We start from the raw sequence: 24915 nt of genomic DNA on the forward strand, positions 1-24915 counted from the left end.
ATCACTCCTTCCGAAGGTAGGAGCGAACACCGTAGAGAACCGCAGCCAATGCAATCACACCCAGCCCGTGAAGGGGCGACAGGGTCCAATGCGCGATACCGTCGCCAAGTGCGGCATCGTGGCCCGTATGCGCCACCGCTGTGGTGGCACTCAGGGTGAGAAGTGCAGTCGCGAGTTTTTTCATTGTCCGATCCTCCCTTTAGCGGACTTTGACGGTGGTGAGTTCCTCACCATCGGGCGACATAACGTGGGTCGAACACGCAAGACATGGGTCAAAGCTGTGCAGAGTGCGCAGGATTTCGACTGGCTCTTCGGGACGTTCCATTTTGGTGTTCATCAGAGCGGCCTCAAAGGCGCCGATGTTGCCTTGGGTGTCACGCGGCGAACCGTTCCAAGTGGTTGGAACAACGCACTGGTAGTTTTCGATGCGACCATCTTTGACTTTGATCCAGTGACCCAGCGCACCACGTGGTGCTTCGGTCATGCCAACGCCCATGGCTTCTTTGGGCCATGTCGACGGGTCCCATTTCGCCACGTTCGCAGTGCTTTCGTCGCCGTTTTTGATATTGGTGACGAGTTTGTCGAAGAAGTGCTTCTGCAAGCGGCCACAGTATTCCGACTCCAGCGCCCGCGCAGCGGTACGGCCAAGGGTCGAGAAGATCGCAGGCAGCGGCAGGTCCATCGTGCGCAGCAGGCCATCAACTTGGTTTTTGATGTCCTCATGGCCTTTGGCGTAGCCGACGACGTAGCGGGCCAGCGGGCCAACTTCCATCGCGTGACCTTTCCAACGCGGCGCTTTGATCCACGAATATTTCGCAGCTTCGTCGAGTTCTTGGATGTTGGTGCGTGTGCCTTTGGCGTTCGGGCCGAGTTCGTATTTCGGCTCAGTTACGCCATCCCATGGATGAAGACCCATGCCCGGTTCTGCGTATTCGTACCACGAGTGGTCAACGAATTCCTGAACCTGTTCTGGGTCGCGCACGTCTACATCATGAACGACCGACAGGTCGCCATTGATGATCGCGCCGCGCGGCAGGTGAAGCTGATCCGCAGAGAAATCGTTCGGATGCTCTGGGATGTCACCATAGGCAAGACAGGCTTGCGACGACAGACCGCCACCGTAGAGCCAGTTTTTGTAGAAGCCACCGATGGCAACAACGTCAGGCAGGTAAACGTTTTTGTTGAACTCGATGCACTTGTCGATGATCGACGACACGAGGTTCAGACGTTCCATGTTGATCGCGCCGACAGCGCCCGTCGAGTGGACGTTGATCGGGCACGGAACACCACCAACGAGCCAGTTCGGGTGCGGGTTCTTACCGCCAAAGATCGTGTGAATTTTCACGATTTCTTTTTGCAGGTCGAGCGCTTCGAGGTAGTGGGTGGTTGCCATAAGGTCTGCTTCGGGCGGCAGTTTATAGGCAGGGTTGTCCCAATAGCCGTTCTTAAAGATGCCGAGCTGACCAGATTCCACGAATTGTTTGAGACGGTTCTGAACATCGCGGAAATAGCCTGGGCTCGACAGCGGGTGGTTCGGCGACACCATCTGTTGCAGTTCCGAGGTCGCCTTGGGGTCAGCTCGCAGAGCATTGACAGGGTTCACCCAGTCCAGCGCGTGCAGGTGGTAGAAGTGCACGATGTGGTCGTGGATCTGCAGGTTCAACTGCATGATGTTACGAATGGAGTTCGCGTTGTCAGGGATGGTGATCCCCAGCGCGTCCTCTACCGCACGGACCGAGGTCAGCGCGTGGGTGCCTGTGCAGACGCCGCAAATCCGTTCGGTGAACGCCCAAGCATCACGCGGGTCGCGACCCTTGAGGATCACTTCTAGACCGCGCCACATGGTGCCTGTGGAAACCGCGTTGCGGATGATGCCTTCGTCGTCCACGTTCACTTCGCAGCGCATGTGGCCTTCGATGCGGGTCACAGGGTCGACGACGATACGTTTGCCCGATGTGTCGAGGTCAAAGCCGTTAGGGGTGGTGACCATGGCTTATGCCTCCTCTTTCTTGTCTTGAGTCTTGCGCTGCGCGGCCTTGAGCGCGGATACGGCCGCATGGGCCGCAACGCCCGCGCCAACAACGCCAGCGGCGGTCATGCCGATTTTGTCTGCGTTGGCTTCGATCCCGAACTGGGTCAGATCGGTGACGCGGTTGTAGAACGAGCCCTGATCCCAGAACCCATCCTCGGAACAACCGATACAGCCGTGACCCGATTGGATCGGGAACGAGACACCTTCGTTCCAACGCACGGTCGAACAGGCGTTGTAGGTGGTCGGGCCTTTGCAGCCCATCTTGTAAAGGCAGAAGCCCTTGCGTGCGTTGTCATCGTCCCAATGTTCGACGAACTGACCCGCATCAAAATGCGGACGGCGGTAGCATTTGTCGTGGATACGCTGGCCGTAGAACATCGCCGGACGACCTTGGCGGTCGAGCTCGGGCAGACGGTCGAAGGTCAGCATATAGGTGATGACGCCCGTCATGACTTCGGCGATGGGCGGACAGCCCGGAACCTTGATGATCGGTTTGTCGGTGATCACCTTGTGAACGGGTGTGGCCTGCGTCGGGTTAGGTTTTGCCGCCTGAACACAGCCGTAGGACGCGCAAGCACCCCAAGAGATAACCGCTTTCGCGTGTTGGGCTGCATGTTTCAACTGCTCGACGAAGGGCTTGCCGCCGACGATGCAGAACATACCGTCCTCGTTCAGGGGCGGGTTGCCCTCAACGGCGAGGATGTAGTTGCCTTTGTATTTCTCAATCGTTTCTTCCAACGCGGCTTCGGCGTGGTGGCCTGCGGCAGCCATCAGCGTTTCCGAATAGTCGAGAGAGATCATCGACAGAACGACGTCTTTGGCCAGCGGGTGCGCGCCACGGATAAAGGATTCCGAACAGCAGGTGCACTCTAGGCCATTGACCCAGATCACAGGCGTGCGCGGTTTGGTTTCCATGGCGTGCGCGATCTGCGGCACGAACGACGGACCAAGGCCAAGTGCCGAGGCCGTCAGCGAGCAATATTTCATAAAGGAGCGGCGGGTGATCCCCTGCTTCCGCATCACTTCATAAAAGGTTTCGATTTGCGACAAATGACCCTCCCTCTTTGAATTCTGGCCCGTGCGAAAGACGCAATTCGGGCATTGTCCGTTTAGGATCGGGTGGATCAGGGTCAGAAGGTAGGCAGTGAGTGCAAAATTCGCATACAGTGGAATACTGCATTCATTTCATGTGGTTAGTGTGATTTCTCTGCGATCGCGTCCGGTATGGCGATAACCGCCTAATCGTATATGTGGTCAGATGCTTTGCGCTGCTGCGATCATCGCCTGACCCAAGGCGAGTCCCCCATCGTTGGCGGGAATCTCACGATGGACGAGGGTGGGAATGCCCTCCAGCCGTGCCTTGGTCATCGTGAAAAGCGCAACGTTTTGATAGCATCCACCAGAGAGCGCGACTGCCTCGACATTACCCTGTTCAAACAGGTCACGGGCGACATCGGCAAAGGCATTTGCGAGGCCGCGGTGGAAGTGGGTGGCGATCTGAGAGTGGGGCGCGCCGCGGCGCAGGTCGTCATGGATTTGACCCCAGATCGGTGAGGGATCGATCTGGCCGTTCTCAACACCGAACGCATAGGCCCCGTCGATTGTGGGGTCGACTAAGGCTTCTAAGGCCATCGCCGCCTCGCCCTCGTAACTTTGCGCCATCGGGCAGAGGCCCACAACCGCAGCGACAGCGTCAAAGAGCCGTCCTGCGCTCGACGACATTGGGGCGTTCAGTCCTTTGGAGACAGCGTGGCGGAGGATGTCGCGGGGGGCGTCGGGGAACAGTTCATCGGCCCAATCGCTCAGCCCTGCCTGATCCAGTCGGGCCATCGCGTTGCGCCAAGGTTCGCGGGCGGCCCGATCACCACCAGCCAGCGGGGCAGGGGTAAGGCCACCCACCCGCGTGGCCGCGCGATAATCACCGAGGAGAACCTCGCCCCCCCACAGCGTGCCATCAGGCCCCAATCCCGTGCCGTCCAATATGATCCCCGCCGCGGGCCCACCCGACAGCGGCCAGCCGTTTTCAGCGAGGCAGGACGCGAGGTGGGCATGGTGGTGCCAAGCCTCGACCACGGGCAGTCCGAGCGTTTGCCCGTAGCGCGTCGCACGATACCTAGGGTGGGCATCGACGGCGACAACGGTCGGTTTGTGGTCGAACAGGGCGGAATAGTCCGTGACGGCTTTCTCGAATTCCTCTGCACATAAGACATCGTCTAGGTCACCGAGGTGATGTCCGAGCAGGGCCTCTCTGTTCTTCGTCAGACAAATTGCGCCTTTCATCTGCCCCCCAAGCGCGAGGACTTGCGGCGCGTCCTCAAACCCTTCTGGCAACGGGATCGTGCTAGGCACACGGCCCCGCGCACGGCGCAAAATCATCGGTGGAGTGGCGCGTTCCACGCTGTCGTCCAGTCGGCGGGCAATGTCGCGATCATGCATCAAGAACGCATCGGCAAAGCGGCTCAGCTTTTCGCGGGCCTCATCATTGCCGATCACCTGCGGTTCGCCCGAGAGGTTGCCCGAGGTCATCACCAGCGGTCGGCCCACGGCCTCGATCAACAGATGATGAAGCGGCGTGTAGGGCAGCATCCAGCCCAGTTGGTTTTGCTGCGGGGCGAGGGTGTCAGGCAGGGCGTCGGCCTTGGGCAGCAGAACAATCGGTGCAGCAGGGTCGGTCAAAAGCGCGAGGTCGGCGTCGGTGACACGAGCGTAACGGTGAATGGTGTCGAGCGTCGCCATCAGCGCCAAAGGCTTTGTCGGACGGTGTTTCCGCGTGCGTAGGGTATCGATCGCGGTGGGGTTCGTGGCGTCACAACAGAGGTGGAACCCACCCAGCCCTTTGATCGCTACGATCTGCCCAGCCAAGATACGCTCCGCCGTGGCTGGGATCGCGTCACCATCGGGCTCTGCCCAGATACGCGGGCCGCAAATAGGGCAGGCGATGGGTTGCGCGTGAAACCGACGGTCAGCGGGGTCTGCATATTCGGCGGCGCAGTCGGGGCACATGGTAAAGGGTGCCATCGTGGTCTGGGCGCGGTCGTAGGGCAGCGCGTTCAGAATGGTGAAACGCGGCCCGCAGTGCGTGCAGTTGGTAAAGGCGTATCCCGCCCTGCGACCGTCCCCGTGGATTTCGTCACAGCACGCGGGACAGGTGGCGGCATCGGGGGTGACGCGGGTCTCTGCGCCCTTTGCCCCACTGGCCGCGATGGTAAAGCCTATGGGCGCATCATAGTCCGCCTCAGTGACTTCGACCTGATCGATGCGGGACAGGGGCGGCTTTTCTGCGGTGATCGCAGTGATGAATTCGTCAGGGGCGGTGTCGCAGAGGATCAGAACACCCTCAGCGTCGTTCAGGACTTCGCCGTTCAGGCCGAACCGTTGGGCGAGTTGCCAAATGTGGGGGCGAAATCCGACGCCTTGGACCTGCCCGCGGACACGGATGCGCCAGCCCATCAATGCACCGTGCAAACCATGCAGGGATCGAAACTACGGACGATGTGTTGGACCGCGATCGGGGTTTCTTCGCCGTCGCGGACAGGCGCACCGACCAAGGCGGCCTCGACAGGACCAGCGTTCCCTTCCTGATCACGTGGGCTAAAGTTCCACGTGGTCGGCGCGATGATCTGGTAGCCTGTGATCTTCCCGCCGTCGAAGTTCACCCAATGGCCCAAGGCACCACGTGCTGCCTCAACCAGACCTTCGCCTGTGCCTGAGGCGGGCATGTCCCAGTGCCCCATAAACCGATCCTTGGGGTCGATCTGAGCCGCCAAATCTTCGAGAAGCATTTGCGTGCGGGCGATCTCGATCAGTCGCCCTGCGACACGGGCAAAGGCCGAGGGGTGCGCTGCCAGATCACGGGCCAATGGGTTCGCGTCGATAATCTGTCGCGCCAACGCACCTGTTTCAACGGTTTGGCCGTTTAGACGTGGGGCCTTGCACCAGCTATACGCCGTGTCGCGCATATCCTCGTCTGGTTCGGTTGTGCTATCGCGGGGATGCGCCGTATCGCCAAGCATCCATGCGTGGCTGAGGTCTTCGGTGATCTGTGTGGTGTCGACGGGGCTAAGGGTGCCATTCCAAACGCCCGCCTTGAACGCCCGACGATCTGGCAGTGGGTAGGCGCCAAAGGACATGAACCGCCCCGGACCGTAGCCCATATCATCCAGCCCAACCGCCTGCGCGATCCTGATAAAAAGGCCAGCATCCCCTGTGGTCCAATTCAGCAGGTCGTCCTTACGGCTCAGCGCGGCAAAGGTTTCGACAGGGGCACCAAAGAGCGTCGTTTCCAGATGACGCCGGAAGCTCCGCAGCGCGGTCTGGATGCGCACCTTATCCGATGTGGTCGGCGTCTTTGTCACGCCAGCGGGCTGGATGGCGAGCGTATGGGGCCACTTCCCACCCAATAGCCCGACGATGTGCAAAAGCTCTGCCCGCGCGGTCACGGCATCGCGGGCGGCTGAGCCTTCCATTGCGGTGAACCGTGCGACCGCCTGATCATGCCAAGGTTCGGCGCTATACACGGGGCGGGCAAAGTCGGGCATGTAAAAGAGGTTAAAGTGCGTCACATGATCGGCGAGGTTTTCAACCGCATGTAAGATCGCGGCGATCAGCATCCCTTGGGCTGGCATCACAGCCCCTGACGCATCGGCGAGGGCTAAGGCCGCCGCCGCCGATTGGCTGATCGAACAAATCCCGCAAATCCGTGGCGTGATCGTCAGCGCATCGCGTGGGTCTTTGCCCAAGAGCATCATTTCAAACCCACGGAACAGGGGCGAGTTCGTGTAGGCCGCAGCGACAGCACCGTCCCGCACGTCCAAACGAATTTCGAGGTCCCCTTCGACGCGGTTAAACGGGCCGACGATCAGGCTGCGGTCTGTCATTTCTTGGGCGTCCTGATGGTGGGTGGGATGGTCACGCGGTCGCTTGTCGCGTTGGTGCCAATCCTGTCTGGTGTTGCGGCCTTGGACAGAGAGGCCAGCGCCATGAACCACGCCTTGGGCATGTCGGACGGGAGGCCAACGGGAATGCCCGCGATCTTTGGCGTCTCGGTAAAGCTGTGGCGGGGTTCTTCGAATTCGGGCGCGGTGCAGGCGATGCAGGGATAGCCCCCGCGCGTGCACGATCCAGCTCCGTTCCACGGACGGATGTTGCAGTCACCGACGGCTTGGGTGCCAATGCAGCCCAAATGCTCCATCATGCAGCCGATCTGGCTGAGTTCCTTGGCCGAGGCTTTGTATTCGTAGAATTCGTTCTTTGTGCAGCCATGGTGGACAAGGTGATCGGCAAAGAACCTTGGCCGCGCATAGCTGTCTAGATCAGCAGGCGTGAGCGCGTCATCGGCCAGCATCAACAACGTCTCAGTCACCCAGTCCGGATGCATAGGGCAGCCTGAGATATTGATCACGGGCAGGCCACCTTTGCCGACAAAGCCCGACGGAAGGATGCCGCCCGCATGCGTGCCATCGAACTGCAACCCGACCGCATCCGACGGGTTCCCGCCTGCAGTCGTCACGCCACCAAAGGCCGCACAGCTACCCACGGCGATCACATGCCGCGCGAGAGGGGCGAGCGATTGGACCCAGTCCATCATGCTACGGCCTGTGCCCGATAGCATTTGATACCGCCCTGTGTTGCGCGGACCACGTGCGATGGCGCCCTCAATGCAGAGGATATCGAGCGGGATCTCCTCCGCTCCAACCTGCGCCAAGAGGCGGCGCACCTCGTCGCCAGAGGCGACAGAGAGGGCAGGGTGCCAGATAAAGCTGATGCCCGCGCCACCCAATAGATCGAACACATTCGGGTTTTCAGCGCAGAGGAGCGACATCGTGCAGCCACCGCAGCCCGACGCCTGAAGCCAGAGAACGTTCATTCCCCACCTCGTTTCAGTGACAGTCGGAAACAGGCACCGCGTTCAGATGGACAGAGTTGCAACTGCCCCCCGTGTTCCTCTGCGATCTTGTGAGAGATCGACAGGCCGAGGCCTGTTCCTTTGCCCACGGGTTTGGTGGTGAAGAACGGGTCAAAGATGGACCCTGCGATGTCGGGACCGATCCCAGGACCATTGTCCGCGACCTGAACAAAGACGTGATCGCCGTCTTGGCCCAAGGTGATCTGGATCTGCGGGTCCTTTGTGCCTTCAACCGCATCGAGCGCATTTTGAACGAGGTTCATTATGACCTGCTGAACGTGACCGACGCGCCCGTTCGCCGAGAGGGTCAGGGGCGCATTGGTGACAATCGGTGCAGGGGTTTTCATCCCGCGCACGACCCAATGGGTTGCCACGCGTGTTGTTTCAACCAAATCGAAATTGGCAAATTCGCCCGTGCCATCTGCGGATAGCCTGCGTAGATCCTCAACAATGTCGCGGACCCGTTCGGACCCGTCCCGCGCTCCGTCAATCGCGGTACGCATATTCGCCAGTTCGCGGTCGAGCCGCAGTTCCTTGCGCAACTCAATTAGCTCTGCCCGCGATGCCCCCGCCTGCACCTGTTCGAAATAGGTCACAAACCGCGCCACGTATTTTTCTAAGGCATGGGTGTTGGCGTAGATGAACGAAATCGGGTTGTTGAGTTCGTGCGCAACGCCTGCGAGCAACCGACCCAGCGACGCCAGCTTTTCGTTGCGAACGAGGTGGGCTTGGGCCTCTTGCAATGCACGGTGGCTTTCGGCGAGTTCGGAATAGGCCTGACGCAGTTCGCCCACAGGGCGCCCGATCAGCACCGCGCCAAGGCTTTTGCCGCGTTCCCCAATGCGAGGGGTGATCGACAGATCAATAGGGGTCGGACCGGCAGAGGTGGGCAGTTCAGCCTCAAACCGAACGGATTTTCGGTTTTGCACGACCTTTTGCACGGCCTCATGCAGTGCGGCATCTGACGTGAGATCAGCCAAGGGGCGGCCCCGCACACTGGCAGGGTCAAGGCCCAAGAGCATTTGGAACGACCCCGCCGCCTGTTCGATCAACCCGTCCCGATCGACAACGATCAAAACGTCCGACACCGAGGCAAAAACCGAGGCCATAAAGCCGCGCATTTCATCAAGTTCGGCGTTCCGAACCTCTAGCTCGCTCTGGTAACTGACCAGCTCTGCGTAGGTTTTATCGACGGCCCGCAGCACATCGACCCATGCCTCATCGGACACGGGCGTTTGTCCACCGCTCAGGTCATGGGTGTCGATCACGCGAGGCTCCTCTTTGGGATAGCTTAGCGAGTTTGCAGGCCACGTCAAAGGAGAGCCCGCGTGAATTCATAGACTTATGGTCGAATAGGGTACGTCTCTGCAAAGTGACCATGCAGAGACGTGGATACGTGATCAGGCAGTGATCAGAAGTCCGCAGTAACACCCGGCAGGTTCAGTGCCTTGATCAGGTCGCGCAATTCCTGACGGGCCGCGAGGTTCGAGATGTTCAACTGCGTGACGCCAACATCCTTAAGGTCGAGGAGCGTCAGGCCACGCGGGAACAATTCGCGGAAGATAACGCGCTCGTTGAACCCAGGGGCGACACGGAACCCAATCCGACGTGACAGTTTGTTCAGCGCGGATTCCATCTTTTGTTTGTTGACCATCGCCTGTGCGCCCAAACGGTTCCGCACCACGACCCAGTCAATCGGCTGGAGGCCTGCCTGAGCACGCAACTGACGCGCGCTCCATACCATTTCGGAATAGACGGAAGGGCCAGTGATGTTCTCACCATCGCTGTCGATATGGGCGAGAAGGTCGAAATCAACAAAGCTGTCGTTCAGCGGTGTGATCAACGTATCAGCGAGCGAATGTGCCACTTGGCTCAGGCGGGTGTGCGAACCGGGGCAGTCGATAAGGATGAAATCGCTTTCGGGTTCCAGCGCGGCCACGGCTGCGGACAGACGATGGTCAAATGCGTTTTCACCGGGCTGCAGGTCGGCCTGATCCACCTCAGGAAGGTCGCGGTACACAGGAATGGCGAGGTTCAGACCTTCGGCGTCCGAATATGCCTTACGGTTATCCAGATACCGCGCCAGCGACTTCTGCCGCATATCGAGGTCGAGCACACCAATCCGGTGTCCCATCCGCGCCAAAGCCGTTGCCACATGCATCGACACGGTCGATTTGCCCGCGCCACCTTTTTCGTTACCGACGACGATAATATGCGCCACGCCCGATCCCCAGTGCTGTTCGTTGGTCGCACTATATGGCGCGAAACCGCCAAGGAAAAGATGTGCCGCCTGTGATGCCGCAATTACTTAATCCTTGACGTATAACGGCTAAGGGTCCATATGCCGCCACTGATGACCGTCCCGTCCGCGTGAGACGTGCGCTGAGATGTGCGCAAGACGTCATCAACCTACAGGTTCCCACTTTCACGCAAGGGGCCGCGTAGATCCGGCAGTTCGACATCCGGTCGAACGGCGAGCGATCCGCGCAACTCTTGCAGTTTCCGGCGCTGGGCCGGACCAATGCGTTGCCCGTTGGGCTGCGCGGAACAGGATTTTTATGGACTTCGATATGCTGGGGCTCGCCCCCCGCCTTGTGACTAAACTTGCCGAGCTTGGCATCACTGACCCGACCCCGATCCAAGCGCAGGCGATCCCGCACGCGATGAACGGTCGCGACGTTATGGGCCTTGCGCAAACGGGCACAGGTAAAACCGCTGCTTTCGGTCTGCCGATGCTCGATGCGCTGATGAAAAACGGTGAAAAGCCTTCGCCGAAAACCACGCGTGCGCTGATCCTCGCGCCGACCCGTGAGCTTGCGAAACAGATTGCGGATAGCTTGTCTGCGTTTTCTTCTGGCTCGCACCTCAAAACCGTTCTGGTCGTCGGTGGCGCAGGCATCACGGGCCAAAGCCGCCGTTTGGAAAAAGGTACCTCGATCCTCGTCGCGACCCCCGGTCGGTTGCTCGACTTGATCGACCGTGGTGCTGTGCGCCTTGATGAGACGCAGTTCCTCGTGTTGGACGAGGCTGACCAGATGCTCGACCTCGGCTTCATTCACGCGCTGCGCAAAATCGCGACGCTGATCCCCAAAGAGCGTCAGACCATGCTGTTCTCGGCGACCATGCCGAAACAGATGGCTGAATTGGCCGAAAGCTACTTGTCCAACCCGATCCGCGTTCAAGTGAACCCTCCGGGTCAGGCGGCTGAGAAAATCGAACAATGCATCCACTTTGTTGCGAAGGCTGCAAAGACGGACCTTTTGGTTGAATTGCTCGACGGACACCGTGACGAACTGGCACTGGTGTTTGGCCGTACCAAGCACGGGATGGAGAAACTGTCGCGCGTTCTCGAAAACAAGGGCTTTGCCGTTGCTGCGATCCACGGGAACAAATCCCAAGGACAACGCGACCGCGCAATCAAAGACTTCAAAGAGGGCAAGGTGCGCGTTCTCGTGGCAACCGACGTTGCGGCCCGTGGCATCGACATTCCGGGCGTGCGTCACGTGTATAACTACGAGCTGCCGAACGTGCCTGATCAATACGTCCACCGTATTGGCCGTACCGCGCGCGCAGGTGCGGACGGTTGCGCCGTTGCGTTCTGTGCACCTGACGAAATGTCGGATCTGCGCGACATTGAAAAGACGCTCAAAACGACGATCCCTGTCGCCTCTGGCCGTCCGTGGGAAGTCCTCGGCAACGAGCCGAAACGCAAACCCGCTGGCAATGGCCGTGGTGGTCCGCGTCGCTTTGGCAACAAAGGCAGCGGTGGTGCTGGCAAACCCAAAGGGGATCGTCCCGCATTCGGCAAACCCGCAGGTGACCGTCCGTCGTTTGCTAAGCCAGCAGGGGGCGGCCAGCGTCGCCGCAAACCCCAAGGCAATCGCGCCGCAGGATAAAATGACAAACGCGGGCCCTCGGGTCCGCGTTTTTCGTTTCACTAACTGGCCACCCGATCGCCCAAACAAAAACGCCGCGCAAAATGCGCGGCGTTTCCGTAAACCGTGGGTTTGGGATTAGAAGCCCAGACCTGCGTATTTGTTTTTGAACTTCGATACGCGACCACCTTGGTCGAGCAGACGCGAAGTACCGCCAGTCCATGCAGGGTGCACGGTCGGGTCGATGTCGAGTGCCATCGTGTCGCCCTCTTTGCCCCAAGTGGAGCGCATGGTGATAACGGTGCCGTCGGTCATTTTCACTTCGATGAAGTGGTAGTCGGGATGGATGTCTTTTTTCATTATCCGTCTCCTTACGCGTCAGCGCCGCTGTTGAGCGGTTTGTAGTTGGTGACTTCTGCGATACGTGCGGATTTACCACGACGTGCGCGCAGGTAGTACAGTTTCGAGCGACGGACTTTACCGCGACGTACAACTTCGATCGAGTCGATGTTGGTCGAGAAGAGCGGGAATACGCGCTCTACGCCTTCGCCGAAGGAAATTTTGCGAACGGTGAACGAGCCAGCGATGCCCTTGCCGTTTTTACGGCTGATGCAGATGCCTTCGTACATCTGAACACGGGTGCGGGTGCCTTCGGTCACTTTGTAGCCTACGCGAACGGTGTCGCCGGCTTTGAAATCGGGAATGGTTTTCCCGAGGGAGGCGATTTGTTCCGCCTCGAGCTGTGCGATCAGATCCATCTGACCTTCTCCTATGATGCTTGTGGTGGTCCCACAAAGTTAATGCGTCCTCAGAGCTCTTGGTCTTCTTTCGGGTCCGCCGTAGCGCCCGCCAGAGTTCAGGTCGACTTTACTTATTCACCGATGCTGCGAGCCGTGGTGGCTGCCGAAGAAAACGCGCCAAAGCAATAGCAACACGGGCCTACGGAATCGCACGGACCCCTAGACAGGGCGCGTATAGGGGATTGGGGGGTGTTGGGCAAGGATTGAGTTTGCCAGAAACAACGCTTCTATGTCGAAATCTCTGCTATCACTTGCTTGATCATCTTTTGTAGTAACCGCTCACGATGCTTTTTGTGTTTGATCCAAACTAGATACCGCATACGAGTTTGTCGGTATTGCTCAAACATTACAACGATAATTGAGAGTGATTGACTTATCTCAATTGGGCCTTGATCCGTAATGAATTCTACCTCGCGAGCTATCTTCTTTAGCTCTTTAGGCAGCTGGCTTGCTATTTCGTTGGCATCTTGTTCGGTCAGTTCAAACTCTAAATCATGCGCAACGTTGTTGCGCTTTTTTGAGACCAACCGCACAGCGTCAATAAAATTCTTAGGCGCGAGGCCTAGCGCAGAAATTAAGTCTAACCGTGAGCTGAAACTCATTCTACTTAGTCGAATTTCGTTTGGGTTTGCCAGCTCTTGTTCTAAGAATTTTAAAGCAACAAATTCCAAGTAGATTTTTGCTTGAACTAACTTGTGCCAGTCCTCGCCTTGTCTCATCCGTTTTTTAAATTCGGGGATAGAGAAACTTGGTGTCGCTTCTGCATTCTGTTGTGTTTCTAAAGCTTCATCGTGTTTTTGGAGTTCTACTTTCCAGTCCGGTTCATCATCCTGACTCAATAAATCATCCTCATAAATCCTGGGGAAACCATAGGTGTAGAGTCAACCCTAAGATGTGGCGCCTAAATTGAGTAGCCCCCCCCGATACCTCTCCCACATATCAGGCCGACGTTCCTTCGTAAGCTCCTCGGCCTGTTCCTTTCGCCATGCTTCGATATTCGCGTGGTGGCCGGACATGAGGACTTCGGGGATTTCGCGGCCGCGCCATTCGGCGGGGCGGGTGTATTGGGGGTGTTCCAAGAGCCCGTTGGAGTGGCTTTCGTCCACCACGCTTTCGGCGTTCCCCAGCACACCCGGCAGCAGGCGCACAGTGGCGTCGAGCATGGCTTGAGCGGCGAGTTCACCGCCCGTTAGGACGAAATCGCCGAGCGAGACTTCTTGGATGTTGTAGGCGTCGATCACGCGCTGGTCGATGCCCTCAAAACGGCCACAGATCATGGTGATCCCGTCGTAGGACGCCCACTCCCGCGCCATCGCCTGATCGAACCGCTTCCCACGCGGGGAGAGGTAGACAAGAGGCATGCGGCCACGGGCATTGCGGCCCGCTTCTTGGATCGCGGGGTCGAGGACATCGGCGCGGATCACCATTCCCGCGCCACCGCCCGCAGGGGTGTCGTCGACGTTCTTGTGTTTGCCGATCCCGTAGTCACGCAGGTTGATCGTCCGTAGCGCCCAGAGGTTTTCCCGCAGCGCCTTGCCCGTCAGGCTATCGCCGAGCACCCCCGGAAAAGCATCGGGCATCAGCGTGATGATCTGCGCGGTCCACGTCCCCACCCACTCCGGCTGTTCGGTCAGCAGGTCGGTCGGTTTCAGGGTCGGGCGCATCACCTTGCGGCCAATGCTGCGGGGGGTATCGGGTGTATCAGTCATGCGGCTGTCTTAGGGCAATTGGCTGGGTTTGGGAACGTCCCCCGTGCGCCACCCGCCCAAGTTCGACTGTTTGGCGAGCGCGTCTTTGGCATCGACCAGCGCGGTGTCGGTGAGGTCAGAGCGGTTGAGCGTCAGGAACTCGCGCCACAGGGTATTCGACGGCCCTTCGTTGCCTTTGCCCACGGGGGTAAAGCCGTCGGTTGGGATGCCGAACAGGTCGAGGAGCGCACCACCGGGGCCGAACGGATGGAGCGCTGAGGTTTCCAACGGCAGCGTTTGCGTCGGGCCGCATTGGGTCGCGATGGCCGAAATGATCGGGGTAAAGTCGGCGGCCTTGGCATATTTCGCGGCAAAGGCATCGGGGTCGAGCGTCAGGCGCTGGCCTTTGAGGTGGTGACGATAGGCAGAGTAGAGCCACGGTTCGGGATCGCGTGTGGTCACGACGATCTCGACCTCGGCGCTAAAAAGATCACGCAAGTAGCCTGTGACATAGGTCAGGATAACGGGCGCGGCCTGATAGGTTTGCACCTTGGGCCAACCGGGGAGGTGGCCGCAGAGCGCCTCGCAGGAAATCAGGATATCGCGGCTGTCGTCGGGCGTGTCAGCAAAGACCTCATCAAGGCGATCCGCCAGATCGATCAGAGTCAGAGGATTGCCGCTGCGCGAATAGCTGTGGGTCAGTTGGGTGACGGGCTTGAGGTGGCGGAGCATGAACAGATGCACATGCGGCGCCAGCTTTTCGCGGTTGGTCCAAAAGAAATGCTGGATAGAGCTGGTGCCAGTCTTGTGAAAGCCCGGGTGCAGCAAAATCCGACGTTTAGGCATCGGGGAAGAGCCCTTCGGGTGGGTCAGCGACGATACGGCCCGCGGCGATGTCGACGGTGGGCACCGCGGCTTTGGTAAACGGCAACAGCACGGTGTCGCGGTAGCCCATCTTGGTCACTTCCAAGAGGTCCGTTGCGCCATGGTTCACGACCGTTTTTACAGTGCCAAGGTTATTGCCGCCCGTATCAAAGACCGAAAGGCCGATCAGGTCGTTGTAATAGTATTCGTCATCAGGAAGGTCGGGCATGACATCGCGCGATGCGAAGAGTTCAGTGCCCTTGAGCGCATCTGCGTCCTCTTTGGTGACGATCCCGTCCATATGTGCTGTGAGGCCGTTGTTGGTGATGCCCGTCAGGACAACAACAGGGAAGCTACGACCGTCCTTTGTATAAAGAGGCGTGTAGTCGGCGATGGCTTCGGGGTCAGAGCAATACGACTTCAGGCGCACTTCGCCACGGACACCAAAGGCACCTGCGATAGAACCTACGACAACGCGATCTTCGGGCATGTCGATCCTCTTACCTTACCAGCATATCAGGGAGAGCTTGCCGTTGTTCCCAACCAGCGCGCTCGAGTTCTGGAGTTTCATGTTCTTCTTCGGGATAGCCGATACAGAAGTAGCCGATCAATTTCCAGCCGTCCGGAACATCAAGGTCGCGTGCCAAACGGTCAGGATCGAGGATGGACACCCATCCCATGCCGACCCCATGCGCCTTGAGCATGAGCCAGAACTGCATGACGGCGGAAACGCAGGAGTAGGCCTTCATTTCGGGCATAGTGCCTGCGCCGAGGCCCTTGCCCTTGGTCGTGCCAGCGTCACACCAAACGGACATCTGAACGGGGGACAAATCCATGCCAGACAGCTTTAGCCCCGAATAAATTCTCGCATCGTCGCCACTGTAACCCGCCAGCGCATCGGCATTCGCCTCAAGGAAATTCTCACGCGCGGCGGCGCGACCTTCTGCGCTGTTCACCATCACGATCCGCCACGGTTCGGACAAACCAACAGACGGGGCGAGCGAAAAACTACGCAGGCAACGGTCGACGATTTCGGGATCAATGGCGTCAGGTTTGAACCGACGGACATCGCGGCGCATGCGGATCAGTGACCAGAGGTCACTTTGAAAGTTGGGTGAGAACCCAGTCATGCGCGATGGCTCCTTTGTGCGGCATTGCCCGTCGTTATGCTGGCAAGGTCAGACAAAATAGCCCCAAAGACAAGGGGGACTGCTCGGCCCCGAAAGGCCGAGCAGAACGTTTATTATTCTTCAGCGGCTTCTTCTGCCGGTGCAGCAGCTTCGGCAGCTTTTGCAGCCTTAGCAGCAGCGCGCTCTTGAGCAGCTTTACCCGGAACAGCTTTGTTCGGGTTGTTGCGGACTTTTTTCGCAACGAGGCCAGCAGCTTCGAGGAAACGTGCAACACGGTCGGTCGGCTGAGCGCCCTGAGCGAGCCAGAACTGAACGCGCTCTACGTTCAGTTTTACGCGGTCTTCGCTGTCTTTTGCGAGAAGCGGGTTGTAGGTGCCCAGTTTCTCTTTGAAGCGACCGTCACGCGGCATGCGCGAGTCTGCAGCAACGATTGCGTAGTGAGGGCGTTTTTTCGAACCACCGCGAGCGAGACGGATTTTCATAGCCATGGGTTGATCTCCTTGAATGGCGTGGTGACGGGCGGGCCGTCAGGATTGGTGTTGTTTGTGGTGTTGAATCACTTCCTGAATAACGAAATTCAGGAATTTCTTGGCGAACTCAGGATCCAGATCGGCCTGTTCCGCAAGGTCGGTCAACCGCTTGATCTGTGCCTCTTCGCGCACGGGATCAGACGGAGGAAGTTCGTTTTCCGCTTTCAGCTTCCCAACGGCTTGGGTGTGCTTAAAGCGTTCGGCCAGCGTAAAGACGAGGATCGCGTCCAAACGGTCGATGGACTCGCGGTGGCCTTTGAGGATCGCTGCTGCTTTTTGAACGGCGTCGGTCATTCTGTCCTCTTACGCTGGAATATCGGGCGAATAGCGGTAGGTGATGCAGCCGCCGAAATCAGCGGTCTCGTCACGCACCGCGCCCAGCTTTTCAGCCAGACGGATCGCACGGGTGTTGTCGGGGTGGATGTAGCTTACCAGTGTCGGCCAGCTCAGCGCGTTAAACGCGTTGTTGCGGGCAGAGCGGGCGGCTTCATAGGCGTAACCTTGGCCCTCGTATTCTTCGAGGAAGAGGAAACCAACTTCGGGCTCGGGATCGCCGAATTCATGGTCGAGCATCACAAAGCCCAAGGTCACGAAATCGCTGTTACGCTCTACGGTCCAGAGGCCAGCGCCACGCAGAACCCAACCCGCGATCAGCTGGTTGAAATCGAGCCATGCTTGGTCGCGGTCCATTGGGCCGTCAACAAATTTGCCGCGCTCGGTGCAGACGATTTTCGCGTAGTCCTCAAAATCGGTGATGCGCGGCGCGCGCAGGGTCACACGATCAAGGATGATACGGGGCAGGGCGCCGCGAATACGGTCGGTTGCAACGGCTGCTTGGCCTTCAGGGGCGTTTTCCCATGCACGTGTCATTGAACAGCCTCCGGTTTCGGGTGGCGATAGACCCAGCACGGTTGATCGGGTTTCGGCTGTGGTGCGGTTTCATCCAGCACAGCGCCCAGCTTTTCCGCGAGGTTCGCGGAGCGGGTGTTGCCGATGCCGACGTAGCTAACGATGGTGTCCCACTTCAGAACGTTCCACGCGTGATGAATCGCTGCGCGAGCGGCCTCAGTGGCGATGCCTGTGCCTTCGATCGACGGGTCCCAAACGGTCCAGCCAATTTCAGTTTCTGGCCAATCGGCAGGGAACCACGGTCCGATCATGCCCAGCGGTGTGTCGTCGCCCTTACGGGTTACGATCCACATGCCGTATCCGTGGATTTGCCAATGGCCAATCTCAGCCGCGAAAGCACGCCATGCCTTGCCCAGATCATGCGGTCCACCCACGCCTGCTGCGCGGTCAGACATAAAAAAGGCGCATGCGGCCTCCATGTCCGAAGCCTTCGGCTCGCGCAGGATAAGACGTTGGGTTTCGAGCGTTTGCATGGCTTACTTCTTTTTCCCCATGCCCAGACCCGATAGGCCACCCGGCAAACCGCCGAGGCCACCAAGGCCACCAAGACCCGGAAGTTTGCCACCCGGCAACTGGCTTCCCAGTGCCTTGGCTGCTTGTTCCATGGCTTTGGGGTCGTCCATGTTCGGCATGTCAGGCATACCGCCTTTGCCGAACATCTGCTTAACGGCTGCTTTGAGAGCGCCGCCTTTGCCCATTTTGCCCATCTTCTTCATGACGTCGGCCATCTGCTTCTGCTGCTTGAGCAGCTTGTTCAGTTCCGACACCTCGAGGCCAGCACCCGCAGCAACCCGCTTTTTACGGCTGGCTTGCATCACATCAGGGTTAGCGCGTTCGAGTTTGGTCATAGAGTTGATCAGCGCGATCTGGCGGCGCAGCATGATGTCGTCGAAACCAGCTTCTTTGATCTTGCCAGCGTGTTTCGCCATGCCGGGCATCATACCCATCAGGCTTTCCATACCGCCCATCTTGAGCATCTGGTCCAGCTGCATCTTCAGGTCGTTCATGTTGAAGCGGCCCTTCTGGAAGCGCTTCATCATACGTTCGGCTTGTTCGACCTCGAGCGTTGCTTGAGCCTTTTCGACCAGTGCAACGATGTCACCCATGCCGAGGATACGGCCAGCAACGCGTTCCGCCTCGAAGGTCTCAATGGCGTCCATCTTTTCGCCCAGACCGACAAAGCGGATGGGCTTACCCGTGATGGCGCGCATCGACAGCGCAGCACCGCCGCGACCGTCACCGTCCATACGGGTGAGGACAACGCCAGTGACGCCGATCTTAGCGTCAAACTCGGTTGCAACGTTCACCGCGTCCTGACCCGTCAGGCCGTCGACGACCAAGAGCGTTTCGCGCGGGTTCACGGCATCACGAACGTCAGCAGCCTGCTGGATCAGTTCTTCATCGATGTGCAGTCGGCCTGCGGTGTCGAGCATATAGACGTCATAGCCACCGAGGCTCGCCTGTGTTTTGGCGCGCTTTGCGATGGTGACGGGATCTTCGCCTTTGACGATCGGGAGTGTGTCTACACCGATCTGCTGGCCGAGGATTTGAAGCTGTTCCATAGCCGCAGGACGGTTGACGTCGAGCGAGGCCATCAGGATGCGCTTGCCTTCGCGTTCTTTCAAACGCTTTGCGAGTTTCGCGGTGGTGGTGGTTTTACCCGAACCCTGCAGACCGACCATCAGGATCGGGGCAGGCGGGTTGTCGATCTTCAGGCGGTCGGCTTCTTCGCCACCCGACAGAACCGCGATCAGTTCGTCATGTACGATCTTTACGACCTGCTGACCCGGAGTGATCGATTTTGTTACCGCAGAGCCAGTGGCCTTTGCCTCGACCGCTTTAACAAAGCTGCGAACAACGGGCAGGGAAACGTCAGCCTCGAGGAGTGCAACGCGCACTTCACGAAGCGCGGTTTTAACATCGTCTGCGGACAGGGCACCCTGTTTCGTCAGACGGTCAAACACTCCGCCAAGGCGTTCGGATAGATTTTCAAACATGCCATGGCCCTCCAGCGACCCGTTAAACATCTGGTCGCTACATAGGCATCGACCGCTCAAACCACAATCGCGCCCATGGGCGCAACGCGCTGATGGACGGCGATCCCCCCGAATAGGGAAGGGACCGGAAGACTCGGCTTCCGGGAAATTTGGCCTGCGTTTACGCGCGTGGAACCAGTGAGTCAAGCACGCCTTGCCCTTGCGCCTTTCGGTTCAGTGGCTAGATTGACGTGGTCGATTTAAGGATTTCCACGATGGATCATTGGGATGAGGTGCGCACGGCCTATCAGGTGGCGCGTTTGGGCACAGTCAGCGGCGCGGCCGAAGTGTTGGGTGTTCACCACGCAACAGTGATCCGTCACATCGACGCTCTCGAAGGGCGTCTGGGCGTGAAATTGTTCCAGAGACACGCTCGGGGCTACACACCCACTGAGGCAGGGCAGGACCTGTTAAAGGTCGCAAAGGCAGCGGACGATCAGTTTAATCAGCTAGGTGCGCGGTTAAAGGGGCACGGGGATGGTGTGACGGGCGATCTGACGGTGACGTCGCTCGCGTCGTTCTCGACGATGCTCACGCCTGTGATGGTGAAATTCCAGAAGCAGAACCCAGAGGTAAAGATCCGCTACCTCACAGGCGACCGTCTGTTCCGTCTCGAATATGGTGAGGCGCATGTCGCGATCCGTGCCGGTGCCGCGCCTGACCAGCCTGACAACGTGGTCCAGCCCTTTATCAAACAGACCGTCGCGATGGTCGCGGCCCAAAGCTACATCGACCGCATGGGGATGCCAGAGAACGACGCGGACCTCGCAAAGCACGAGTTCGTTAGCCATGACGACTCTGACAGCCGTGCGCCGTTCCACCGTTGGCTTCTTGCGAACGTGCCGTCGTCGCAAATCGTTTATCGCACGATGGACAACCGCTCGATGCGGGACGCCATCGCGGCGGGGGCAGGGATCGGGTTCCTTCCGTCCTACGAATTTGGCTTGATGCCAGGTGTCCAGCAGGTCATGCCGCCGCGCGAAGAATGGTCAACCAGCCTCTGGCTGGTCACGCACGTTGATCTGCATCGGACGCCAAAGGTGCAGACCTTCCTCAAGTTCCTCAAGGAAGAGGCAAAGTCGTGGGTCGATTGATCCGCCCCCATCTAGCGGGACATTTGGCGATGTTGGTGTTCTCTGCCTCAGTGGCGGGGAGCTTTTCGCTCGGCGCCTCCGTTGCCAATGACATTTCGCCTGTCGCGCTGAACACCGTTCGGTTCTGGGTCGCCGTCGCCATCCTCGGTATCGTGATGAAGCTGACAGGGAAGGGAAGTCGCCAGACGTTCAAAGCCCCGTGGCGTTACGCGATTTTGGGCGGGCTTTATGCCTGCTACTTTGTCCTGATGTTCATGGCGCTCAAATCCACGTCGCCTGTGAACCTATCGGTGGTGTTCACGCTGACGCCTGTCATGGCGGGCGGCTTTGGGTATTTCCTGCTGCGACAAGTCATGTCCCCTCGCATCGCGCTGGCCCTCGCCATTGGCGGTGCGGGTGCGGTCTGGGTGATCTTCCGTGGCGACCTCAGTGCATTCCTTGCGTTCGAGGTCGGTAGCGGTGAGGCGCTCTATTTCTGGGGCTGCGCGGCGCATGCGATCTATACGCCGCTCGCGCGGAGGCTCAATCGCGGCACGCATGTCATTCCCTACACCTTCGGCACATTGGTCGCGGCGGCGATCTGGATCACGGGGTATGGTTGGCGTGATCTGTTGGTGACGGATTGGGTAAACCTTCCGAACCTCGTTTGGATCACGATCCTTTATATCGCGGTCTTTGCGACCTCGGTGTCATCGCTGCTGCTGCTCTTCGCGACCCAACGCCTGCCTTCGTCCAAGGTCATGGCCTACACATACCTTGTGCCGACATGGGTGATAGCGTGGGAATACATCCGGCATGCCTACGTCCCGCCAGGGATCGTGCTGGTTGGCGTGGCAATGACGCTTATCGCTCTGCTTCTTCTTCTGCGAGAATGACGCCCTCAGAGGCGAGGAATTGTTCGAACGCATCGAGATCAACGCCATCCATCTGACCAAAGCCTTGCATCCAAACGCTTGCTTCACGCAGGGCGTCGGGTTCCAGTTTGCACCATTTCACCCGTCCGCGTTTCTCCTGAGAGATCAGTCCAGCGTCAGCCAGAACGGCAAGATGCTTTGAAATCGCGGCAAGCGACACGGCGAATGGTTCGGCCACATCGGTTACTGCCATATCATCCTCCAGCAGCATCGACAGGATCGCGCGGCGGGTGGGGTCGGCCAAGGCCATAAAGACGGTATCAAGTGTAGCTGCCATATCCGCCGATTAAGCCGCCTTCATAACAAAGGTCAACCGATTGGTTGAATATAAAGAATGGGTGGTTTCGGGGTTAAATGGGCTGTGGGCGGAATCGTTGGCGGGGAAGCGGTGAAAGTTTTTTCGTTAATTAACAATGCATTACGTCGAACGATTTGTCACATCACGGCTTATTGACTCATTGGTCCTAAGGCCATAGCTAGTCCCCAACCTTCTGAGGGGATTTTCGTGTGACTGATCCGAACGATCTTGACCGCCTAAAGGCGCTAGAAAGCCGGATCAAAGAGGTGAAAGCCAAAGCGCCCGAAGTGAACCACATGAAGAAAGACTACTCTCAAGCGCAGCATGCGTGGCGGATGGTCACCGAGCTTGTAGCTGGTCTTCTGATCGGCTTCGTCATCGGATACGGGTTAGATTACGCCTTTGGCACCATGCCTGTGTTTCTGGTGATATTCATTTTTCTGGGCTTTGCGGCCGGTGTTAAAACCGTGATCGGCTCTGCTCAGGAACTACAGAGGAAACTGCTGGAGCAACCTTCCAGCAAAGATGGGGATCACTGACGTGGCGACTGAAGCGCATGGCGAAGGCACAGGCCTTGTTTTCCACCCGCTGGACCAGTTCAAGGTAACTCCGCTGTTCGGGGATGGCCCCGTTCACTGGTACACCATCACCAACGCAACGTTGTGGATGGCCCTCGCTGTTCTGGCGATTGTTGCGATGTTCGTCATCGGTAGCCGCGGTCGCGCAATCGTGCCGTCGCGCGGTCAGTCGATCGCAGAGCTGTTCTACGGCTTCGTTTACAAGATGGTTGAAGACATCACCGGCCACGACGGTGTGAAGTACTTCCCGTACATCTTCTCGCTCTTCTGCTTCATCTTCTTTGCGAACTTCCTCGGCCTTCTGCCGCTGTCGTTCTCGCCCACCTCGCACATCGCAGTAACTGCTGTTCTCGGCTTCGGCGTGTTCATCATCGTAACCATGATTGGTTTCGTGAAGAACGGCATCGGCTTCCTCGGCATGTTCTGGCTGAAAGACGCACCGCTCGCGCTGCGCCCGATCATCGCGATCATCGAGGTTATCTCTTATTTCGTCCGTCCCGTTAGCCACTCCATCCGTCTTGCAGGTAACATCACTGCAGGCCACGCGATGATCAAAGTGTTCGCAGGCTTTGCTGCGATCGCTGCTGTGGCTCCTGTGTCTGTTGTGGCTATCGCAGCAGTCTACGGTCTCGAAGTTCTCGTAGCCGGTATTCAGGCTTACGTGTTCACCATTCTGACCTGCATCTACCTCAAAGATGCGCTGCACCCAGCGCACTAAGAGACGCAGGACTGAATTCCTATCCAGCCAATTCCATCGTAAGGAGATACAATCATGGAAGGCAATATCGCACAACTCGGTCAGTTCATCGGCGCAGGCCTTGGCGCAATCGGTTCCGGCCTTGCTGCTATCGGTGTAGGCAACGTTGCTGCCAACTACCTGTCGGGCGCTCTGCGTAACCCGTCGGCTGCTGCTTCGCAGACCGCTACCCTCTTCATCGGTCTGGCATTCGCAGAAGCACTGGGGATCTTCTCGTTCCTCGTTGCTCTGCTGCTGATGTTCGCAGTCTAATCACCTGACGCATCCTTACGGTCGGGCGGCGCGGGACTAACCCCGCGCCCCCGATGACACCCAAGGGTCCGACGGAGAGAGACGAGATGGCAGACGAACACAACACGGTCGAGCATGTCGCTGATGCTGCGGAACACGCAGTCGACATGGCTCATGGTGCCGAAGCTGGCGGTGCAGCAATGCCCCAGCTCGACCCTACGACCTTTTCCAACCAGATTTTCTGGCTTCTGGTCACGCTCGTCGTGATCTATTTGCTCCTGTCCAAAATTGCCCTGCCGCGCATCGCTGCGGTTCTGGCAGAACGGTCGGGAACCATCACCAACGATCTCGCTGCAGCTGAAGAGCTGAAAGCGAAAGCTGTTGCAGCTGAAGAAGCTTACAACAAAGCACTTGCTGACGCTCGTTCCGAGGCAGCTCGTATCGTTGATGAGACTAAGGCAGAGATCCAATCGCAGCTGAACGCCGAACTGGCTAAAGCAGACGACGAGATCGCAGCCAAAACTGCCGAGGGCGAAAAAGCCATCGCGGCAATTCGTGATAACGCGCTTTCCAGCGTGACCGATGTAGCAACGGAAACTGCCGCTGCTTTGGTCGCTGCGCTGGGTGGCCAAGCTGACGACAAAGCTATCGCTGCTGCTGTCGCCGCTCAGATGAAGGGCTGAGATTATGAAGAAGCTTCTGATCCCCGCATTCATCCTGATGGCTCAGCCTGCGCTGGCATCGTCCAAGAACCCGTTCGCGGCTGAATTCTGGTCGCTGCACAACACTGACTTCATCGTTCTGTTGGCGTTCCTCGTCTTCGTTGGTGTCCTTCTCAAACTGAAGGTTCCGTCGAAGGTTGGCGAAATGCTCGACGGTCGCGCGGCATCTATCCGGTCTGACCTGGAAGAAGCCAAATCGATCCGCGAAGAAGCACAGACCCTGCTGGCCTCGTTCGAGCGCAAGCAGAAAAAAGTGCAGGAGCAAGCAGACCGCATCGTGGCAACAGCTAAAGAAGAAGCTGAAGCCGCTGCAGTTCAGGCCAAAGCAGACATCGCAGCTTCTGTTGCACGCCGTCTTGCTGCCGCCCAAGACCAGATCGCAAGCGCTGAAGCGTCTGCAGTCAAAGAGGTCAAGGACCGCGCAGTTATGGTCGCTGTCTCTGCAGCCAAAGAAGTGGTCGCTAAACAGATGACCGCAGCTTCGGCGAACAAACTGATCGACGACGCAATCGCGACTGTGGAAGCAAAGCTCCACTAACGCCCGCCGTCATC

29 protein-coding genes are annotated in these 24915 nt (G+C 58.5%); 8 read left to right on the forward strand and 21 right to left on the reverse strand.

Features of this window, described 5'->3' with window-relative positions; genetic code table 11:
- Position 1 precedes the first annotated feature (1 nt).
- From QWY83_RS10645 to QWY83_RS10680, 8 genes are all read right to left on the reverse strand, one after another.
- Positions 2-184: a hypothetical protein gene (locus tag QWY83_RS10645; RefSeq protein WP_067550075.1), complete on the reverse strand. Its 183-nt coding sequence runs from the start codon at positions 182-184 to the stop codon at positions 2-4.
- 15 nt (positions 185-199) lie between these two features.
- Positions 200-1990 (reverse strand): nickel-dependent hydrogenase large subunit, encoded by a 1791-nt coding sequence (locus QWY83_RS10650; RefSeq protein ID WP_105235763.1) that lies wholly within the window; start codon positions 1988-1990, stop codon positions 200-202.
- Positions 1991-1993: 3 nt separating this feature from the next.
- A complete protein-coding gene (locus tag QWY83_RS10655) occupies positions 1994-3082 on the reverse strand; it encodes a hydrogenase small subunit (RefSeq protein WP_067550071.1) in 1089 nt (362 codons plus the stop codon).
- 204 nt (positions 3083-3286) lie between these two features.
- Positions 3287-5482 carry a carbamoyltransferase HypF gene (gene hypF, locus QWY83_RS10660; RefSeq protein WP_249945902.1) on the reverse strand — a complete coding sequence of 732 codons (2196 nt, stop codon included), beginning with the start codon at positions 5480-5482 and terminating at the stop codon, positions 3287-3289.
- Positions 5482-6909: a nickel-dependent hydrogenase large subunit gene (locus tag QWY83_RS10665; protein WP_249945901.1), complete on the reverse strand. Its 1428-nt coding sequence runs from the start codon at positions 6907-6909 to the stop codon at positions 5482-5484. Before QWY83_RS10665 ends, hypF begins: the two co-directional genes overlap by 1 nt.
- Positions 6906-7898 (reverse strand): NADH-quinone oxidoreductase subunit B family protein, encoded by a 993-nt coding sequence (locus tag QWY83_RS10670; RefSeq protein WP_249945900.1) that lies wholly within the window; start codon positions 7896-7898, stop codon positions 6906-6908. Before QWY83_RS10670 ends, QWY83_RS10665 begins: the two co-directional genes overlap by 4 nt.
- Positions 7895-9205, reverse strand: coding sequence for a sensor histidine kinase (locus QWY83_RS10675; RefSeq protein WP_249945899.1), 1311 nt, complete (start codon positions 9203-9205; stop codon positions 7895-7897). The genes QWY83_RS10670 and QWY83_RS10675 overlap by 4 nt, the downstream gene beginning before the upstream one ends.
- A 143-nt stretch (positions 9206-9348) precedes the next feature.
- The gene (locus QWY83_RS10680; RefSeq protein WP_105235759.1) at positions 9349-10158 is read right to left on the reverse strand and encodes a division plane positioning ATPase MipZ; all 810 of its coding nucleotides are present in this window, start codon (positions 10156-10158) and stop codon (positions 9349-9351) included.
- Between the two features lie 337 nt (positions 10159-10495).
- Here QWY83_RS10680 and QWY83_RS10685 point away from each other — a divergent pair, with 337 nt between their 5' ends.
- Positions 10496-11833 (forward strand): DEAD/DEAH box helicase, encoded by a 1338-nt coding sequence (locus QWY83_RS10685; protein WP_249945898.1) that lies wholly within the window; start codon positions 10496-10498, stop codon positions 11831-11833.
- 117 nt (positions 11834-11950) lie between these two features.
- Here the strand turns inward: QWY83_RS10685 and rpmE are convergent, their stop codons facing one another.
- From rpmE to ffh, 12 genes are all read right to left on the reverse strand, one after another.
- Complete coding sequence (gene rpmE / locus QWY83_RS10690; protein ID WP_067550059.1) at positions 11951-12172, reverse strand: 50S ribosomal protein L31; 222 nt, start codon at positions 12170-12172, stop codon at positions 11951-11953.
- Positions 12173-12183: 11 nt separating this feature from the next.
- A complete protein-coding gene (gene rplS, locus QWY83_RS10695; protein ID WP_067550057.1) occupies positions 12184-12570 on the reverse strand; it encodes a 50S ribosomal protein L19 in 387 nt (128 codons plus the stop codon).
- Positions 12571-12839: 269 nt separating this feature from the next.
- Complete coding sequence (locus QWY83_RS10700) at positions 12840-13451, reverse strand: hypothetical protein (RefSeq protein ID WP_249945897.1); 612 nt, start codon at positions 13449-13451, stop codon at positions 12840-12842.
- Between the two features lie 48 nt (positions 13452-13499).
- Positions 13500-14321, reverse strand: coding sequence for a tRNA (guanosine(37)-N1)-methyltransferase TrmD (gene trmD, locus QWY83_RS10705; protein ID WP_249945896.1), 822 nt, complete (start codon positions 14319-14321; stop codon positions 13500-13502).
- A gap of 9 nt (positions 14322-14330) precedes the next feature.
- Positions 14331-15146: a hypothetical protein gene (locus QWY83_RS10710; RefSeq protein WP_249945895.1), complete on the reverse strand. Its 816-nt coding sequence runs from the start codon at positions 15144-15146 to the stop codon at positions 14331-14333.
- Positions 15139-15654 (reverse strand): ribosome maturation factor RimM, encoded by a 516-nt coding sequence (gene rimM / locus QWY83_RS10715; protein ID WP_249945894.1) that lies wholly within the window; start codon positions 15652-15654, stop codon positions 15139-15141. Before rimM ends, QWY83_RS10710 begins: the two co-directional genes overlap by 8 nt.
- Before the next feature lie 10 nt (positions 15655-15664).
- Positions 15665-16294, reverse strand: coding sequence for a 5,6-dimethylbenzimidazole synthase (gene bluB, locus QWY83_RS10720; RefSeq protein ID WP_249945893.1), 630 nt, complete (start codon positions 16292-16294; stop codon positions 15665-15667).
- A gap of 113 nt (positions 16295-16407) precedes the next feature.
- Positions 16408-16782 (reverse strand): 30S ribosomal protein S16, encoded by a 375-nt coding sequence (rpsP, locus tag QWY83_RS10725; RefSeq protein ID WP_067550045.1) that lies wholly within the window; start codon positions 16780-16782, stop codon positions 16408-16410.
- 39 nt (positions 16783-16821) lie between these two features.
- Positions 16822-17118 (reverse strand): chorismate mutase, encoded by a 297-nt coding sequence (locus QWY83_RS10730; RefSeq protein ID WP_067550043.1) that lies wholly within the window; start codon positions 17116-17118, stop codon positions 16822-16824.
- 9 nt (positions 17119-17127) lie between these two features.
- Positions 17128-17694: a GNAT family N-acetyltransferase gene (locus tag QWY83_RS10735; RefSeq protein ID WP_249945892.1), complete on the reverse strand. Its 567-nt coding sequence runs from the start codon at positions 17692-17694 to the stop codon at positions 17128-17130.
- On the reverse strand, positions 17691-18206 hold the full coding sequence (locus QWY83_RS10740) for a GNAT family N-acetyltransferase (protein ID WP_249945891.1): 516 nt from the start codon (positions 18204-18206) through the stop codon (positions 17691-17693). Before QWY83_RS10740 ends, QWY83_RS10735 begins: the two co-directional genes overlap by 4 nt.
- Positions 18207-18209: 3 nt before the next feature.
- Positions 18210-19730 (reverse strand): signal recognition particle protein, encoded by a 1521-nt coding sequence (ffh, locus tag QWY83_RS10745; protein WP_249945890.1) that lies wholly within the window; start codon positions 19728-19730, stop codon positions 18210-18212.
- Positions 19731-19984: 254 nt separating this feature from the next.
- Between ffh and QWY83_RS10750 the strand changes: the two genes are divergently transcribed.
- Positions 19985-20863 carry a LysR family transcriptional regulator gene (locus QWY83_RS10750; protein WP_105235749.1) on the forward strand — a complete coding sequence of 293 codons (879 nt, stop codon included), beginning with the start codon at positions 19985-19987 and terminating at the stop codon, positions 20861-20863.
- Entirely contained in the window at positions 20860-21738 is an 879-nt protein-coding gene (locus QWY83_RS10755) for a DMT family transporter (protein ID WP_290245992.1), read from the forward strand. The genes QWY83_RS10750 and QWY83_RS10755 overlap by 4 nt, the downstream gene beginning before the upstream one ends.
- Here QWY83_RS10755 and QWY83_RS10760 read toward each other — a convergent pair.
- Entirely contained in the window at positions 21707-22054 is a 348-nt protein-coding gene (locus QWY83_RS10760) for an ArsR/SmtB family transcription factor (RefSeq protein ID WP_249945889.1), read from the reverse strand. The two genes, QWY83_RS10755 and QWY83_RS10760, sit on opposite strands and share 32 nt — an antisense overlap.
- Before the next feature lie 230 nt (positions 22055-22284).
- Here QWY83_RS10760 and QWY83_RS10765 point away from each other — a divergent pair, with 230 nt between their 5' ends.
- The 5 genes from QWY83_RS10765 (at position 22285) to QWY83_RS10785 (ending at position 24901) form a co-directional block, all read left to right on the forward strand.
- Positions 22285-22614, forward strand: coding sequence for an AtpZ/AtpI family protein (locus tag QWY83_RS10765; RefSeq protein ID WP_249945888.1), 330 nt, complete (start codon positions 22285-22287; stop codon positions 22612-22614).
- The gene (locus QWY83_RS10770) at positions 22601-23371 is read left to right on the forward strand and encodes a F0F1 ATP synthase subunit A (protein ID WP_105235745.1); all 771 of its coding nucleotides are present in this window, start codon (positions 22601-22603) and stop codon (positions 23369-23371) included. The genes QWY83_RS10765 and QWY83_RS10770 overlap by 14 nt, the downstream gene beginning before the upstream one ends.
- A 54-nt stretch (positions 23372-23425) precedes the next feature.
- Positions 23426-23662, forward strand: coding sequence for a F0F1 ATP synthase subunit C (locus QWY83_RS10775; RefSeq protein ID WP_067550029.1), 237 nt, complete (start codon positions 23426-23428; stop codon positions 23660-23662).
- A gap of 86 nt (positions 23663-23748) precedes the next feature.
- Complete coding sequence (locus QWY83_RS10780) at positions 23749-24324, forward strand: F0F1 ATP synthase subunit B' (RefSeq protein ID WP_290245954.1); 576 nt, start codon at positions 23749-23751, stop codon at positions 24322-24324.
- A gap of 1 nt (position 24325) precedes the next feature.
- Positions 24326-24901, forward strand: a complete 576-nt coding sequence (locus QWY83_RS10785) for a F0F1 ATP synthase subunit B (RefSeq protein WP_435404525.1) — start codon at positions 24326-24328, stop codon at positions 24899-24901.
- The last annotated feature ends 14 nt before the right edge of the window (positions 24902-24915 follow it).

It is taken from the genome of Marivivens donghaensis, from assembly GCF_030410045.1.
In the GTDB taxonomy this organism is placed as follows: domain Bacteria; phylum Pseudomonadota; class Alphaproteobacteria; order Rhodobacterales; family Rhodobacteraceae; genus Marivivens; species Marivivens donghaensis.

What these genes read in the sequence shown, in the direction of transcription:
- QWY83_RS10645 (WP_067550075.1), bottom strand. Translation starts at nt 184, where the DNA reads ATGAAAAAACTCGCGACTGCACTTCTCACCCTGAGTGCCACCACAGCG.
- QWY83_RS10650 (WP_105235763.1), bottom strand. Translation starts at nt 1,990, where the DNA reads ATGGTCACCACCCCTAACGGCTTTGACCTCGACACATCGGGCAAACGT.
- hypF (WP_249945902.1), bottom strand. Translation starts at nt 5,482, where the DNA reads ATGGGCTGGCGCATCCGTGTCCGCGGGCAGGTCCAAGGCGTCGGATTT.
- QWY83_RS10665 (WP_249945901.1), bottom strand. Translation starts at nt 6,909, where the DNA reads ATGACAGACCGCAGCCTGATCGTCGGCCCGTTTAACCGCGTCGAAGGG.
- QWY83_RS10670 (WP_249945900.1), bottom strand. Translation starts at nt 7,898, where the DNA reads ATGAACGTTCTCTGGCTTCAGGCGTCGGGCTGCGGTGGCTGCACGATG.
- QWY83_RS10685 (WP_249945898.1), top strand. Translation starts at nt 10,496, where the DNA reads ATGGACTTCGATATGCTGGGGCTCGCCCCCCGCCTTGTGACTAAACTT.
- rpmE (WP_067550059.1), bottom strand. Translation starts at nt 12,172, where the DNA reads ATGAAAAAAGACATCCATCCCGACTACCACTTCATCGAAGTGAAAATG.
- rplS (WP_067550057.1), bottom strand. Translation starts at nt 12,570, where the DNA reads ATGGATCTGATCGCACAGCTCGAGGCGGAACAAATCGCCTCCCTCGGG.
- trmD (WP_249945896.1), bottom strand. Translation starts at nt 14,321, where the DNA reads ATGACTGATACACCCGATACCCCCCGCAGCATTGGCCGCAAGGTGATG.
- QWY83_RS10710 (WP_249945895.1), bottom strand. Translation starts at nt 15,146, where the DNA reads ATGCCTAAACGTCGGATTTTGCTGCACCCGGGCTTTCACAAGACTGGC.
- rimM (WP_249945894.1), bottom strand. Translation starts at nt 15,654, where the DNA reads ATGCCCGAAGATCGCGTTGTCGTAGGTTCTATCGCAGGTGCCTTTGGT.
- bluB (WP_249945893.1), bottom strand. Translation starts at nt 16,294, where the DNA reads ATGACTGGGTTCTCACCCAACTTTCAAAGTGACCTCTGGTCACTGATC.
- rpsP (WP_067550045.1), bottom strand. Translation starts at nt 16,782, where the DNA reads ATGGCTATGAAAATCCGTCTCGCTCGCGGTGGTTCGAAAAAACGCCCT.
- QWY83_RS10730 (WP_067550043.1), bottom strand. Translation starts at nt 17,118, where the DNA reads ATGACCGACGCCGTTCAAAAAGCAGCAGCGATCCTCAAAGGCCACCGC.
- QWY83_RS10735 (WP_249945892.1), bottom strand. Translation starts at nt 17,694, where the DNA reads ATGACACGTGCATGGGAAAACGCCCCTGAAGGCCAAGCAGCCGTTGCA.
- QWY83_RS10740 (WP_249945891.1), bottom strand. Translation starts at nt 18,206, where the DNA reads ATGCAAACGCTCGAAACCCAACGTCTTATCCTGCGCGAGCCGAAGGCT.
- ffh (WP_249945890.1), bottom strand. Translation starts at nt 19,730, where the DNA reads ATGTTTGAAAATCTATCCGAACGCCTTGGCGGAGTGTTTGACCGTCTG.
- QWY83_RS10750 (WP_105235749.1), top strand. Translation starts at nt 19,985, where the DNA reads ATGGATCATTGGGATGAGGTGCGCACGGCCTATCAGGTGGCGCGTTTG.
- QWY83_RS10760 (WP_249945889.1), bottom strand. Translation starts at nt 22,054, where the DNA reads ATGGCAGCTACACTTGATACCGTCTTTATGGCCTTGGCCGACCCCACC.
- QWY83_RS10770 (WP_105235745.1), top strand. Translation starts at nt 22,601, where the DNA reads ATGGGGATCACTGACGTGGCGACTGAAGCGCATGGCGAAGGCACAGGC.
- QWY83_RS10775 (WP_067550029.1), top strand. Translation starts at nt 23,426, where the DNA reads ATGGAAGGCAATATCGCACAACTCGGTCAGTTCATCGGCGCAGGCCTT.
- QWY83_RS10780 (WP_290245954.1), top strand. Translation starts at nt 23,749, where the DNA reads ATGGCAGACGAACACAACACGGTCGAGCATGTCGCTGATGCTGCGGAA.